The following is a 12668-nucleotide window of genomic DNA, read 5'->3' as shown; positions in this document are numbered from 1 at the left end:
GCCGGCCCCGACAACCTGGGCGTCTTCCGCCCCTCCACCGGACAGTTCCACCTCCGCATGGACGACGGCAGCCTCAAGATCCTCGACTGGGGACAGACCGGCGACCTCCCCGTCACCGCCAACTGGGACGGCGGCAACAACAGCCCCGCCGCCAACATCGGAATCTGGCGCCCCTCCGAAGCCCGCTTCCACCTCCGCAACGACGACGGCACCCTCACCCAACTCGACTGGGGCCAGCCCAGGTAGACCCTGTCCAGCCTGTGCCCGGCACGTGCGCCAGCGGCGTGCCGGGCACGACGGACAGGCCCTCGGCGACCGACACGGCCGCCGGGACTTCGACGGCCCCCCACGAGCGGACGGCTGCCCCGCCGGGACCGGCCTGACCATCAGACCTTCCCGGGCACGGCACGACACCCCGCATTCGACCTCAGGAGTTGTTGAGGGCCGGGATGACATGCCGGCCGTACGCGTCGATGGTTGCCTCCCGCGCGTCGTGCATGTCGTAGACGGCGAACTGGTCCACGCCCAGGCCGCGCAGGGCGCGGAGTTTCTCGATGTGGGCCTCGGCGGGGCCCAGGAGGCAGAAGCGGTCGACGATCTCGTCGGGGACGAAGTCGGTGGAGGGGTTCCCGGCGCGACCGTGGTGGCTGTAGTCGTAGCCGTGGCGGGCCTTGATGTACTCGGTGAGTTCGTCCGGGACCATGCCCGAGTGCTCGCCGTAGCGGGAGACGAGGTCGGCGACGTGGTTGCCGACCATCCCGCCGAACCAGCGGCACTGGTCCCGGGCGTGCGCCAGGGCGGCCGGACTGTCGTCGGCCGTGACGTACGCCGGGGCCGCCACGCAGATGGTGAGGGACGCCGGGTCGCGGCCGGCCTCGGCGGCGGCTTCGCGGACCGCCTTGACCATCCACTCCGTGAGGAAGGGGTCGGCGAGCTGGAGGATGAAGCCGTCGGCCTTCTGGCCGGTCAGGGCGAGCGCCTTCGGGCCGTAGGCCGCCATCCAGACGGGGAGCCTGCCGTCCTTGATCCAGGGGATGCGGAGGGGATTGCCGTCGACGACCGCCTCGCGGCCCTCCGCGAGGTCGCGGATCACCTCGATGGCCTCGCCGAGGCGGGCCAGTGTGTTGGGGGCGCGGCCGGCGACGCGCATCGCCGAGTCCCCGCGGCCGATGCCGCAGACGGTGCGGTTGCCGTACATGTCGTTGAGGGTGGCGAAGGTGGAGGCGGTGACCTCCCAGGTGCGGGTGCCCGGGTTGGTGACCATGGGGCCGACGTGCAACTTCTGCGTGTTGGCGAGGATCTGGCTGTAGATGACGAACGGCTCCTGCCACAGCACGGCGGAGTCGAAGGTCCAGCCGTAGCGGAAGCCGTTGCGTTCGGCGCGCTTCATCAGGCTGATCACCTGGGAGGCGGGCGGGTCGGTCTGCAGGACGAGGCCGAAGTCCATGGTCGGGCTGCTCCTTGCTGGGGAGTGCGGGCGCGGGGGCGTGCGGGCCCCGGCTGCCCCCTAGAGGTACTGGCAGGTGGAACGGTGCACGAAGGCCCCGTGCCCGGCGCGGCCGGTGAACTCGCGCCGGTCGATGACGAGTTCCCCGCGCGAGAGGACCGTGTCGACCCGGCCGGTGATCCGCCTGCCCTCGTACGCGGAGTAGTCCACGTTCATGTGGTGGGTCTCGGCGGAGAGGACCTGCTCGGCGTGCGGATCGTAGAGGACGATGTCGGCGTCCGAGCCCGGCGCGATGGTGCCCTTCTGCGGGTAGAGGCCGAACATCCGCGCCGGGGTCGCGCAGGCGATCTCGATCCAGCGGCGCCGGCTGATGTGCCCGTCCAGGACCGCCTGGTGCAGGAGGTCCATCCGGTTCTCCACCCCCGGCAGCCCGTTCGGGATCTTGGAGAAGTCGCCCCGGCCCAGCTCCTTCTGGCCGCGGAAGCAGAAGGGGCAGTGGTCGGTGGAGACCACCTGGAGGTCGTTGGTGCGCAGCCCGCGCCAGAGCGCTGCCTGGTGCTCCTTCGGCCTCAGCGGGGTGGAGCAGACGTACTTGGCGCCCTGGAAGTCCGGCTCGGCGAGGTTGTCGGTGGACAGGAACAGGTATTGCGGGCAGGTCTCGCCGAAGACCGGCAGGCCCTTGTCCCGGGCGGCGGCGAGCTCGGCGACGGCCTCCTCCGCCGAGACGTGGACCACGTACAGCGGGGAGCCGGCGACCCGGGCGAGCTGGATCGCCCGGTGCGTGGCCTCGGCCTCGAGGAGGACCTTGCGGACCTCGCCGTGGTGGCGGGGGTCGGTCTCCCCGCGGGCGAGAGCCTGTTCGACGAGGACGTCGATGGCGATGCCGTTCTCCGCGTGCATCATGATCAGCCCGCCGTTGCCCGAGGCCCGCTGCATGGCCCGCAGGATCTGCCCGTCGTCGCTGTAGAAGACGCCCGGGTAGGCCATGAACAGCTTGAAGGAGGTGACGCCCTCGCTGACGAGGAGGTCCATCTCCTTCAGGGTGTGCTCGTTGACGTCCGAGAGGATCATGTGGAAGGCGTAGTCGACGGCGCAGTTGCCGTCGGCCTTGGCGTACCAGGTGTCGAGGCCTTCCCGCAGGGAGCGGCCGACGCTCTGGACGGCGAAGTCGACGATGGTGGTGGTGCCGCCCCACGCCGCGGCCCGGGTGCCGGTCTCGAAGGTGTCGGAGGCGGAGGTGCCGCCGAACGGCAGCTCCATGTGGGTGTGGGCGTCGACGCCGCCCGGGATGACGTACTTCCCGCTCGCGTCGATCGTGCGGTCGGCGGTCCAGGCCGCGGCGGCGGCCGAGCCGGTGGCGGCGAGGGCCGCCACGCGGCCGTCCTCGACGAGGACGTCCGCGTGGAGCTCGTCGGCGGCGGTGACGACCAGGCCGCCTCTGATCAGGGTGCGGATGCTCATGTCGGTCCCCTACTCGATGCTGCGGAGCGCCTGTCCGAGGATCTCGGCCCCCTCTTCCGCCTCGGCGACGGTGAGGGAGAGCGGCGGCGCGATGCGCAGCACGCTGGTGTCGTGCCCGCCGCCCTTGCCGATCAGCAGGCCGCCCGCCCGGGCCGCCTCCAGGACGGCGGCGGCCGCCTGCGGGTCGGCGCGGTCGGTGCCGGGCTCGGTGATCTCCAGGCCGGCCATCAGGCCCCGGCCGCGGACCTCGCGGACGGCGGGCGAGGCGGCGGCGAGGGCGCGCAGCCGCTCCAGGAGGAGGCCGCCGACGCGGCGGGCGTTGCCCTGGAGGTCGTGTTCCAGGAGGTAGGAGAGGTTGGCGAGGCCGGCCGCCATGGTGACGGGGGAGCCGCCGAAGGTGGAGATGGAGTTGGAGTCGAGGCAGTTCATCACCTCGGCGCGGGCCACGACGCCGCCGATGGACATGCCGTTGCCGATGCCCTTGGCGAAGGTGAGCATGTCCGGCGGGCCGCTGCGCGCGTGGGCCTGCCAGCCCCAGAAGTTGTCGCCGGTGCGGCCCCAGCCGGTCTGCACCTCGTCGCTGATCCAGAGGATGCCGTACCGGTTGAGGACCTCGCGGAAGGCCCCGTACAGCCCGTCGGGGGGTGAGGTGAACCCGCCGACGCCCTGAATGGGCTCCGCGATGAGGGCGGCCACTCCCCCGCGCGCCTGGCCGAGCAGGTCCTCCAGGTCGGCGACGGCCGCGGCGGTGAAGGCGGCGTCGTCGAGGGCGGCGAAGGGGCCGCGGGTGCGGACGGCGCCGTGGACGTAGTACGTCTGGAGCGGGGAGAGGCTGGTCGGGGACCAGCCCCGGTTGCCGGTGATCCCGACGGTGGAGAAGGACCGGCCGTGGTAGCTGTTGCGCATCGCCAGGATCTGGTTGGAGCGGCGGTACGTGGTCGCGAGCAGCAGGGCGGCGTCGTTGGCCTCGGTGCCGGAGGTGGTGAAGAAGACCCGGGGGTCCGGGATGCCGGACAGGGCGGCGATCCGTTCGGCCAGCTCGATCATGGGCCGGTTGAGGTACAGGGTGGAGGAGTGGATGATCCGCCCGGCCTGCTCGGAGACGGCCTTGGTGACCTCCGGCAGGGCGTGGGCGGTCATGGTGGTGAGGATGCCGCCGAAGAAGTCGAGGTAGCGGTTCCCGTCGGCGTCCCAGACGTGGCGTCCCTCGCCGTGGGTGAGCTCGATCGGGCGGTCGTAGTAGAGCGCGAGCCAGTCGGGCAGGACGGTGCGGTGGCGGCTGTGCAGGGGGGTCGGGTTGGTCACGGCTGAACCAGTCCTCCGTAGGCGTCGGGGCGGCGGTCGCGGTAGAAGGCCCACTGCTCGCGGACCTCCCTGATCAGGTCGAAGTCGAGGTCCCGGACGAGGAGTTCCTCCTCCTTGTCGCTGGCGACCTCGCCGACGAACTGGCCGCGGGGGTCGACGAAGTAGCTGGTCCCGTAGAAGTCGTTGTCGCCGTACTCCTCCTGGCCGACGCGGTTGATGGCGGCGACGAAGTACTCGTTGGCGACGGCGGAGGCCGGCTGTTCCAGCTGCCACAGGTACGCGGACAGACCCCGGGAGGTGGCGGACGGGTTGTAGACCAGCTGGGCCCCGGCCAGGCCGAGTTGGCGCCAGCCCTCCGGGAAGTGGCGGTCATAGCAGATGTAGACGCCGACGCGGCCGACGGCGGTGTCGAAGACGGGCCAGCCGAGGTTGCCGGGGCGGAAGTAGTACTTCTCCCAGAAGCCCTTGACCTGCGGGATGTGGTGCTTGCGGTACTTGCCGAGGTAGCTGCCGTCCGCGTCGATGACGGCGGCGGTGTTGTAGTAGAAGCCCTCGCTCTCCTTCTCGAAGACGGGGACGACGATGACCATCCCGGTCTCACGGGCCAGTTCCTGCATCCGGCGGACGGTGGGCCCGTCGGGGACGGGCTCGGCCCAGCGGTAGTGCTCGGGCTCCTGGACCTGGCAGAAGTAGGGGGCGTTGAACACCTCCTGGAAGCCGATGACCTTCGCCCCCTGGGCGGCCGCCCTGCGGGCGTGCGCCTCGTGCTTGGCGATCATCGACTCGGTGTCTCCGGTCCAGGTGGCCTGGACGAGTGCGGCGCGGACGACTTGGGCCATGAGCTGCTCCTCGCGACGGGAACGCCGACTTCTACGCACGTAGACGGTGTCCGTAGGGAGTCGAAGGTAGGCCCCGTCACAGCGTGGGGCAAGACCACCTTGCGCGGTTGGAGTAGTCGATCAAGTTACGTCGCCACGCGGTCGATTGCGGTCACGGACGGACGGTTCATGCGGGCCGCCCCGGCACCGGGAAGGGATCCGCGGGGGCGGAGGGGCTCCCGGGGTGGGGGTGCACTCGGGAGCCCCGGTATCGCCGTGGGGTGCGGAGCCGGGCAGCACAGGGTGCGGAGCGGTCCGCAACGGGCCGGAACGGGCCGGAAGAGGCAGCCTAGTTCGCGGGCAGGCCGGCGACGCGCAGGGCGTGGGAGAGGTCGCGGTGGCGGGCGGCGGAGCGCCGCGTCAGGCGGGGACCAGCGCGCAGCGGCGTATGACGTCGTCGAGGGAGAGGCCGAGCGTTCCCGCCAGGGCGGCCACGGTGAAGAAGGCCGGGGTCGGCGCCCGGCCCGTCTCGATCTTGCGGAGGGTCTCGGGCGAGAGCCCGGCGCCGGCGGCGACCTCGACCATGCTGCGGCCGCCGCGCGCCTCGCGCAGCAGCGCGCCCAGCCGCTCGCCTCGCTCGCGCTCTTCAGGGGTCAGAGGGGTGCGCACCATGCCCCCATCCTACCCCGCACTCAGATAACTATCCCGTTAAACTTATACCGGTATAGTTATCGGCATGGTGCACTTGAAAACGGACGAAGCGATCGACGAGATGCGCGCCGCCGGCCGGGTGGTCGCGCACGCCCTGGCCGCCGTACGGGAGGCCGCCCGGGTGGGCGTGTCCCTCCTGGAGCTGGACGCGGTGGCCCGCGCGGTCCTGCGCGAGGCGCGGGCCACCTCCCCCTTCCTCGGCTACCGCCCGCACTTCGCGCCGGTGCCCTTCCCCGGCGTGGTGTGCACCTCGGTGAACGACGCGATCGTGCACGGCGTCCCCGACGGCTACCGGCTGCGCGACGGCGACCTGGTCAGCATCGACTGCGGGGCCCGGCTGCGCGGCTGGGTCGGCGACGCGGCCGTCAGCTTCACCGTCGGCCGGGCCCGCCCCGCCGACCAGCGGCTGATCGGGACCGCCGAGGCGGCCCTCGCCGCCGGCATCGCCGCCGCCGTCCCCGGCAACCGGATCGGCGACATCGCGCACGCCGTGGGCCGCGTCTGCCGCGCGGCGGGCTACGGCATCCCGGAGGGCTTCGGCGGCCACGGCGTGGGCCGCAGCATGCACGAGGACCCGGGCGTCCCCAACGAGGGCCCTCCGGGGCGCGGCATGAAGCTGCGCCCCGGCATGGTCCTGGCGATCGAGCCGATGCTGATCGCGGGCGGTACGGACGACTACGCCTGCGACCCCGACGGCTGGACCCTGCGCACCACCGACGGCTCCCGCGCCGCGCACGTGGAGCACACGGTCGCCGTCACCGCCGGAGGCCCCAGGATCCTGACGGCGCCGTAGCCCGCCGCCCCGTCGGCCGCCCGGCGGCGCGCCCGGGCCGCGGGCCGGCCGTGGCTACGGCTTCCCGTGCGGGTGCACGACCATCGCCGAGCCCCCGCCGCGCCGGGTGGTCTCGGCGGCCGCCAGCCAGCGGCCGTCCGGGAGCCGCTGGACGCCCGTCGCGGCGCCGATCTCCGGGTTCTGCCGGAACGCCTGCCCCAGTCCCTCCAGTTCGGTCCGCAGCGGGCTGTTCCACAGCTCCGGTTCGAGTTCCGTCGTCGTCTGGTTGCGCTGGCTGGCGCGCGGCGCCCTGATCGCGTCGACCAGCGGCAGGCCCCGGTCCAGATGGCCGGTCAGGGTCTGCAGGACGGTGGTGATGATGGTCGCGCCGCCCGGGGAGCCGACGGCCAGGACCGGGCGGCCGTGGTCGAGGACGATGGTCGGGGACATGGACGAGCGCGGCCGCTTGCCCGGGCCGGGCAGGTTCGGGTCCGGCACGCCGGGGGCCGCCGGGGCGAAGGAGAAGTCCGTCAGCTCGTTGTTGAGCAGGAAGCCGCGGCCCGGGACGGTGATGGCGCTGCCGCCCGTGGACTCGATGGTCAGGGTGTACGAGACCACGTTGCCCCAGCGGTCGGCGACCGTCAGGTGCGTGGTGTTCTCGCCCTCGTAGGTGGTGGGCGCCGCCTGCCCGGTGGTGGCGCAGGGCGCCGGGTCGCGGGGGTCCCCGGGAGCCAGCGGGCTGGTCAGGGTCCGGTCCGGCCTGATCAGGCAGGCGCGCGAGTCGGCGAACCGCTGCGAGAGCAGTTCGCGGGTCGGGACGGGCTGGGCGGCCGGGTCGCCGACCCAGCGCCCCCGGTCGGCGAAGGAGATCCGGGAGGCCTCGATGAACCGGTGCAGGTACTGCGCCTCGGACAGCTTCGACAGGTCGGTGCGCTCCAGGATGTTCAGCGCCTCGCCGACGGTGGTGCCCCCGGAGGAGGACGGGGCCATGCTGTAGACGTCCAGGCCCCGGTAGCCCACCTGGGTCGGGGCCTGCCGCCTGGTCGCGTACGCGCGCAGGTCGGCGGCGGTGAGGTCGCCGGAGCGGACGGTCCGGGTGGCGGCGGGGTCGACCGGGGGTTTGCGCACGGCCCTGACGATGTCGTCGGCGATCGGGCCGCGGTAGAGCGCTCCGGTGCCCTTGCGGGCGAGTTCGGCGTACGTGTCCGCGAGGTCGGGGTTCTTGAAGGTGGAGCCGACGACGGGGAGCTGTCCGCCGGGCAGGAACAGCCTGCGGGTGTCGGGGAAGTCCCTGAAGCGGTCCTGGTTGGCCTCGGTCTGGGCGCGGAAGGTGCTGTCGACGGTGAACCCGTCACGGGCCAGTTTCTCGGCGGGGCGCAGGAGTTGGGACAGCGGCCGGGTGCCCCAGGCGTCGAGGGCGGTCTTCCAGGTGGCGGGGGTGCCGGGGACCCCGACGCTGCGGCCGCTGGTCTGGCCCTCGGCGAAGGGGATGGGGACGCCGTTCTCCTGGAACAGGGTCTCGGTGGCCGTGGCGGGTGCGGTCTCGCGGCCGTCGATGGTCTGCACCCGGCGGGAGGCGGCGTCGTAGTAGACGAGGTAGCCGCCGCCTCCGACGCCGGCCGAGTACGGTTCGGTGACCCCGAGGGCGGCGGCGGTGGCGATCGCCGCGTCCACGGCGTTGCCCCCGGCCCGCAGGACGGCGATCCCGGCCGCCGAGGCGTCGGCGTCGACACTGGCGACCGCCCCTCCGTAGCCCACGGCCACCGGCACCTTGGCCGGGGCGGCCTCCGGCGGAGGCGGAGCGGCCGCTCCGGTGGAGACGAGCGCCCCGGCGAGGGCTGCGAACGCTAACTGACGTGCTGCGGAAGCGCGCATCCGGTTCCTCCAGTCGACTGCCTGTCAGACCATGGACCGGCAGCCTAGCTCCGGCGCACCCCCCGCGTCATGGAGGCGGTGCGGCGGCTAGCATCCGCCGCATGAACGACGACGTGCGCAACATCGTGCTCGGAGTGGTGGCCACCGCCGTCAGCGGCGGCTTCGGCTGGTTCACCCGGACGTACCTGTGGCGCCGTGCGCTCCGCCGCAAGCAGGCCTTCTTCGGGCTGCCGACCGGCTCGGACTGCCTGTTCGTGGTCAACCGGCAGATGGGCGGCACGGAGTCCTCGCTGCACCGCAACGACGCCTTCGCCCTGCTGGAGATATCGGCCCTCATCAAGGACTGCGGGGCGACGGTGCAGATCGTCACCCACGAGGCCCGCCAGGGCTTCGGCGAGCGCGCCGAGTTCTGCGTCGGCGGCCCCGCCTCCAACTCCCGTACGGTGGCCCACCTGCACTCGATGCTGCCCGGCGTCCGGGTCGACCTCTCCACGGAGGCCGGCCCCGACCGGGGGTCGATCCGTGTCGGCGGGGAGACGTACCGCTGGGAGCCGGACCTGACGGAGTACGTGCTGCTGGCGCGGCTGACGACCGACCAGGGCGCACGGCCGGTGTTCCTGCTGTCCGGGCAGACCGCCAACAGCAACCAGGCCGCGGCCCGTTACCTGGCCCGCCACCACGAGAAGCTGGCCCGCTCCTACCGCGGGGCCGGCTTCTGCCTCCTGCTGAAGGTGGTCAACTCCGGTGCCTACGGCCCCGATGTGACGGAGCTGGTGGCGGACGTCACCGCCGCGTCCCGGACACCCGCAGCGGCAGCCGCGTGATCCCGTTGATGAAGTTGGAGACCAGCCGGCGCGGCTCGCCGGTGAGTTCGGGCGCGGGCATCGCCGTGCGCCACTCCTCGTAGAGGGTGCGCAGCTGGAGCCGGGCGAAGTGGGCGCCGAGGCAGACGTGCGGGCCGTCGCCGAAGGAGACGTGCGGGTTCGGGGAGCGGCCGAGGTCGAGGCGGTGCGGGTCGGGGAAGACGCGCGCGTCGTGGTTGGCGGAGGCGTGGAAGACCACCACCTTGTCGCCGGCGCGAATCCGGGTTCCGGCGAGTTCGGTGTCGTGGGCGGCGGTGCGGCGGAAGCTGAGCACCGGGGGGTGGACGCGCAGGAGTTCCTCGACGGCCCGGCCGGCCGGGACGCTGCCGTCGGCGAGCGCGCGGTAGGCGCCGGGGTCGCGGGCCAGGGCGAGGAGGCCGCCCGGGGCGGCGCTGCGGACGGTGTCGTTGCCGGCGACGGTCAGCAGGAAGAAGAACATCTCCAGTTCGGCGGGGTCCAGCCCGCCGTGGGCGAGGGCCGTCATCACGTCGTCGCCGGGGTGTGCGCGCTTGTGCGCGGCGAGTTCGCGGGCGTAGCCGAACATCTCGCCGAGCAGCGCCGGTGAGCGCGGGTTCAGCGGTTTCCCGTCGGGGCCGAGGAGGGGGGCGGGGGCGTCCTCGGGGTCCTGGTAGCCGATGACGCGTACGGTCCACTCCAGCAGCAGGCCCCGGTCAGCCGCCGGGACCCCGAGCAGGTCGGTGAGGTTGAGCAGGGCGTACTCGTCGGTGACGGCCCGGACGACGTCGGCGGCGCCGTCCTCGGCGCCGTCCCGGGCGGCGGCCAGGAGGGTACGGGCGCGCTCGCGGACCCTGCCCGCGAAGGCGTCGACCCGGGCGGGGGTGAAGGCGCGGGAGACCAGGCGGCGGAGCCGGCCGTGCGAGGCAGGGGTCTCCCCAGGCCCGCAGGGCCTGGGGGAAGGGTCCTGGTTGAGCATGGTCCGCCGCAGGAAGGGCAGGTCGGCGGGGTCGGGGTCGCGGATCTGGGTGGCGCCGAGCCAGGAGGAGTACGCGCCGTGGTCGCGCAGGACCCGGACCACGTCGGCGTGCCGGGTGACGGCCCAGAACCCGGGCCCGGCGGGCCAGCCCAGCACCTCCGGCTCCTCCTGCCAGGCCACCGGGGCCCGGTCGCGCAGGAGCCGGTAGCGCTCGTGCGGGACGCCCGCGGCGTAGACGCGCGGATCGAACACGTCGGGCACCGCGGCACCGTCCGGTGAACCGGGGCCCTCCGGGAAGCCGGGGCCGGCCGAGGAGCCGGGACCGACCGGGGTGCCGGCGCCCTCCGGGAAACCGGGACCGACCGGGGTGCCGGAACCGGCCGGAGTGCCGGGGGCTGCGGGGGCTGCGGGGGCTGCGGGGGCTGCGGGGGCTGCGGGATCACGTGCGGCGCGTTCCATGGCCCACACGGTGACGGCACGCGGGCCAGGGCCACAAGACGCCGGCCGCCGTCAGTGGCCCGCGTCGCAGCGGGCCGGGGGCAGGGCGGTGTCGGTGCCGCGCAGGACCACCTCGTACACCGGGTCCGTGGTGGACAGGGCGCTGCACACCAGCTGGCGCCGGCCGAGCGGGTCGAGTCCGGCGACGGGGAAGGGCAGGCGCACCTCCAGCCGGTCGCTCACGGCGACGGCCACCCCGCCCTCGGCGGCCTCCTCCCCGACCACCGGGACCCGGGTGGCGAGCCCCGCCTCACGCTCCGCCTCGCCGGGGCCGCGCAGCAGTCCGATCACGCTCCCCCGGGGGCCGCCCTGGGTGTACTCGGGCTGCGGCGCGGGGGCCAGGTGACCGTCGGGGGTGACGAAGTAGGCCATGGAGCCCCCGGCCCGCGCGACGGCGACCCGGGCGGCGGCGCCGCTCTCCACGACCCCCGTCGGCTTGATCCCGCAGGCGGTGGCCGTCCACAGCGGGGCCAGCAGGGCGGCGGCCACGGCGGGTCCGCGCAGCGGCCGGCTCACGGGGCGGCCTCCAGCGGCATGTCCAGGGTGAACACCGCTCCCCCGAACGCGTCCGCCCCGGGCGCGGCGTTGGCGGCGCTCAGGGTGCCCCCGTGCAGCCGGACGTTCTCCAGGCTGATCGCCAGGCCGAGGCCGCTCCCGGCGGAGCGGGTGCGGGCCGCGTCGGCCTTGAAGAACCGGTCGAAGATGTGCGGCAGCACCTCGGCGGCGACCCCGGGGCCGCTGTCGGCGACCTCCACGACGAGCCGCTCCCCCTCGGGGGCGGCGGCGGTGCGCACGGTGACCCGTACGGGGGCGGCGCCGTGCCGCAGGGCGTTGCCGAGCAGGTTGGCGAGGACCACGTCGAAGCGGCGGGGGTCGAGGCGGGCGCGGATCCCCTCGGGCAGGTCGGTGGTGACCCGGTCGTCGTCCCAGTGGCGGCGCTGGAGGCTCTTGCCCACGGCCTCGGCGACGTCCACGTCGTCGAGGTTGAGGCCGGCGGCGCGGGCGTCGAAGCGGGAGATCTCCATCAGGTCCTCGACGAGCACGGCGAGCTTGCCGGTCTCGGCGCTGATCAGCCGCAGGGCCTTGGCGGTGTCGGGGTCGAGCTGCTCGGCGTCCTCGTCGAGGACCTCGGTGACGGCGAGCATCCCGGCGAGCGGGGTGCGCAGTTCGTGGGAGACGTCGGCGGCGAACCGGCGGGCCCGGGCCTCCGCCTCCCGCAGCTCGGCCACGGACTCCTCCAGGGCTCCGGCGGTCTCGTTGAAGGTGCGGGCGAGGCCGGCCAGTTCGTCGGCGCCCCGGACCTCGATCCGGGTGTCGAGACGGCCGCGCCCCAGGTGCTGGGCGGCGCGCCGCATGTCGCGGACGGGGCGCAGCACGCTGCGCGCGGCGAGCAGGGCGGGGACGACGGCGATGGCGAGGCCCGGAACGGCGCCCTGTTTGGCCGCCTGGACCATGGCGTCGACGGTCTGCTGTTCGGTGGAGAGCGGCATGACGGCGTAGAGGACGGCTCCGGTGGCCTCGCGGGCTCCGTTGTGCAGGAAGACGGCGGGCATGCCGATGGTCAGGTACGGCTCGCCCCGGTCGCCCGTGACCCGTTGGAAAGCCCCGTGGGGATGGGCGACGACCTGGGCGCGGAGGGTGTCGGTGAGGACGTCGGAGACGGGCGCGCCGAGGTCGGCGGAGGAGGCGCGCAGGGTGCCGTACTCGCCGAAGACCACCCAGGGGTGCGGTTTGCCGCGTCTGCCGAGGTCGTCGACGAGGCGCTGGAGCTGGCGCTGGTCCATCGGCAGGGTCAGGGCCGCGGCCTCCAGTTGGTCGCGCAGGGTGCTGACGGCGGTGTCCTGGCTCTGGGTGAGGACGGCGCTGCGCGCCTGCCGGTAGGTGAGGGCGGCGGTGCTGACCGCGGAGACGGCGGCGACCAGGAGGAACGCGGCGATCAGGCGGGTGCGCAGGCCGAACGGCGCGCGGCTGGACACAACGGTCT

Annotated in this window: 12 protein-coding genes; 3 read left to right on the top strand and 9 right to left on the bottom strand. The window is 73.7% G+C overall.

The features are described from left to right. Positions 1-246: hypothetical protein (locus tag ACFY15_RS13760; protein WP_390825544.1), on the top strand; the 246-nt coding region annotated here is incomplete at its 5' end. Positions 247-427: 181 nt separating this feature from the next. Here ACFY15_RS13760 and ACFY15_RS13755 read toward each other — a convergent pair. The 5 genes from ACFY15_RS13755 to ACFY15_RS13735 form a co-directional block, all read right to left on the bottom strand. Next, entirely contained in the window at positions 428-1447 is a 1020-nt protein-coding gene (locus ACFY15_RS13755; RefSeq protein WP_390825543.1) for a TIGR03842 family LLM class F420-dependent oxidoreductase, read from the bottom strand. A 60-nt stretch (positions 1448-1507) separates the two neighbouring features. Next, positions 1508-2908 carry a dihydropyrimidinase gene (hydA, locus tag ACFY15_RS13750; RefSeq protein ID WP_390825542.1) on the bottom strand — a complete coding sequence of 467 codons (1401 nt, stop codon included), beginning with the start codon at positions 2906-2908 and terminating at the stop codon, positions 1508-1510. 9 nt (positions 2909-2917) lie between these two features. Beyond that, positions 2918-4213 (bottom strand): aspartate aminotransferase family protein, encoded by a 1296-nt coding sequence (locus tag ACFY15_RS13745; protein ID WP_390689396.1) that lies wholly within the window; start codon positions 4211-4213, stop codon positions 2918-2920. Beyond that, positions 4210-5052: a nitrilase-related carbon-nitrogen hydrolase gene (locus ACFY15_RS13740; RefSeq protein WP_390689395.1), complete on the bottom strand. Its 843-nt coding sequence runs from the start codon at positions 5050-5052 to the stop codon at positions 4210-4212. Before ACFY15_RS13740 ends, ACFY15_RS13745 begins: the two co-directional genes overlap by 4 nt. A gap of 399 nt (positions 5053-5451) precedes the next feature. Then, entirely contained in the window at positions 5452-5703 is a 252-nt protein-coding gene (locus ACFY15_RS13735; RefSeq protein ID WP_042809119.1) for a helix-turn-helix domain-containing protein, read from the bottom strand. 64 nt (positions 5704-5767) lie between these two features. Between ACFY15_RS13735 and map the strand changes: the two genes are divergently transcribed. Further along, positions 5768-6535: a type I methionyl aminopeptidase gene (gene map / locus ACFY15_RS13730; protein WP_390689393.1), complete on the top strand. Its 768-nt coding sequence runs from the start codon at positions 5768-5770 to the stop codon at positions 6533-6535. 54 nt (positions 6536-6589) lie between these two features. Here map and ggt read toward each other — a convergent pair whose 3' ends face one another. Continuing rightward, on the bottom strand, positions 6590-8389 hold the full coding sequence (ggt, locus tag ACFY15_RS13725) for a gamma-glutamyltransferase (RefSeq protein WP_390825541.1): 1800 nt from the start codon (positions 8387-8389) through the stop codon (positions 6590-6592). Positions 8390-8490: 101 nt separating this feature from the next. Here ggt and ACFY15_RS13720 point away from each other — a divergent pair, with 101 nt between their 5' ends. Beyond that, the gene (locus ACFY15_RS13720) at positions 8491-9213 is read left to right on the top strand and encodes a hypothetical protein (RefSeq protein WP_390825540.1); all 723 of its coding nucleotides are present in this window, start codon (positions 8491-8493) and stop codon (positions 9211-9213) included. On the opposite strand, the gene ACFY15_RS13715 is transcribed toward ACFY15_RS13720, so the two are convergent. The 3 genes from ACFY15_RS13715 to ACFY15_RS13705 all read right to left on the bottom strand — a co-directional run bounded on the left by ACFY15_RS13715 (position 9173) and on the right by ACFY15_RS13705 (position 12660). Beyond that, a complete protein-coding gene (locus tag ACFY15_RS13715) occupies positions 9173-10447 on the bottom strand; it encodes a cytochrome P450 (protein WP_390689390.1) in 1275 nt (424 codons plus the stop codon). The two genes, ACFY15_RS13720 and ACFY15_RS13715, sit on opposite strands and share 41 nt — an antisense overlap. A 249-nt stretch (positions 10448-10696) precedes the next feature. Beyond that, entirely contained in the window at positions 10697-11200 is a 504-nt protein-coding gene (locus ACFY15_RS13710) for a hypothetical protein (RefSeq protein ID WP_390689389.1), read from the bottom strand. After that, positions 11197-12660, bottom strand: coding sequence for an ATP-binding protein (locus tag ACFY15_RS13705; protein ID WP_390825539.1), 1464 nt, complete (start codon positions 12658-12660; stop codon positions 11197-11199). The genes ACFY15_RS13710 and ACFY15_RS13705 overlap by 4 nt, the downstream gene beginning before the upstream one ends. Between the last annotated feature and the right edge of the window lie 8 nt (positions 12661-12668).

It is taken from the genome of Streptomyces sp. NPDC001373 (genome assembly GCF_042895815.1).
Lineage (GTDB): Bacteria > Actinomycetota > Actinomycetes > Streptomycetales > Streptomycetaceae > Streptomyces.
The sequence above is the reverse complement of the archived record's forward strand: the minus strand, read 5'-3'. Positions and strand labels throughout refer to the sequence as shown.

Coding starts and splice junctions, on each gene's coding strand:
- ACFY15_RS13755 (WP_390825543.1), bottom strand. CDS start 1,447: ATGGACTTCGGCCTCGTCCTGCAGACCGACCCGCCCGCCTCCCAGGTG.
- hydA (WP_390825542.1), bottom strand. CDS start 2,908: ATGAGCATCCGCACCCTGATCAGAGGCGGCCTGGTCGTCACCGCCGCC.
- ACFY15_RS13740 (WP_390689395.1), bottom strand. CDS start 5,052: ATGGCCCAAGTCGTCCGCGCCGCACTCGTCCAGGCCACCTGGACCGGA.
- map (WP_390689393.1), top strand. CDS start 5,768: ATGGTGCACTTGAAAACGGACGAAGCGATCGACGAGATGCGCGCCGCC.
- ggt (WP_390825541.1), bottom strand. CDS start 8,389: ATGCGCGCTTCCGCAGCACGTCAGTTAGCGTTCGCAGCCCTCGCCGGG.
- ACFY15_RS13720 (WP_390825540.1), top strand. CDS start 8,491: ATGAACGACGACGTGCGCAACATCGTGCTCGGAGTGGTGGCCACCGCC.
- ACFY15_RS13735 (WP_042809119.1), bottom strand. CDS start 5,703: ATGGTGCGCACCCCTCTGACCCCTGAAGAGCGCGAGCGAGGCGAGCGG.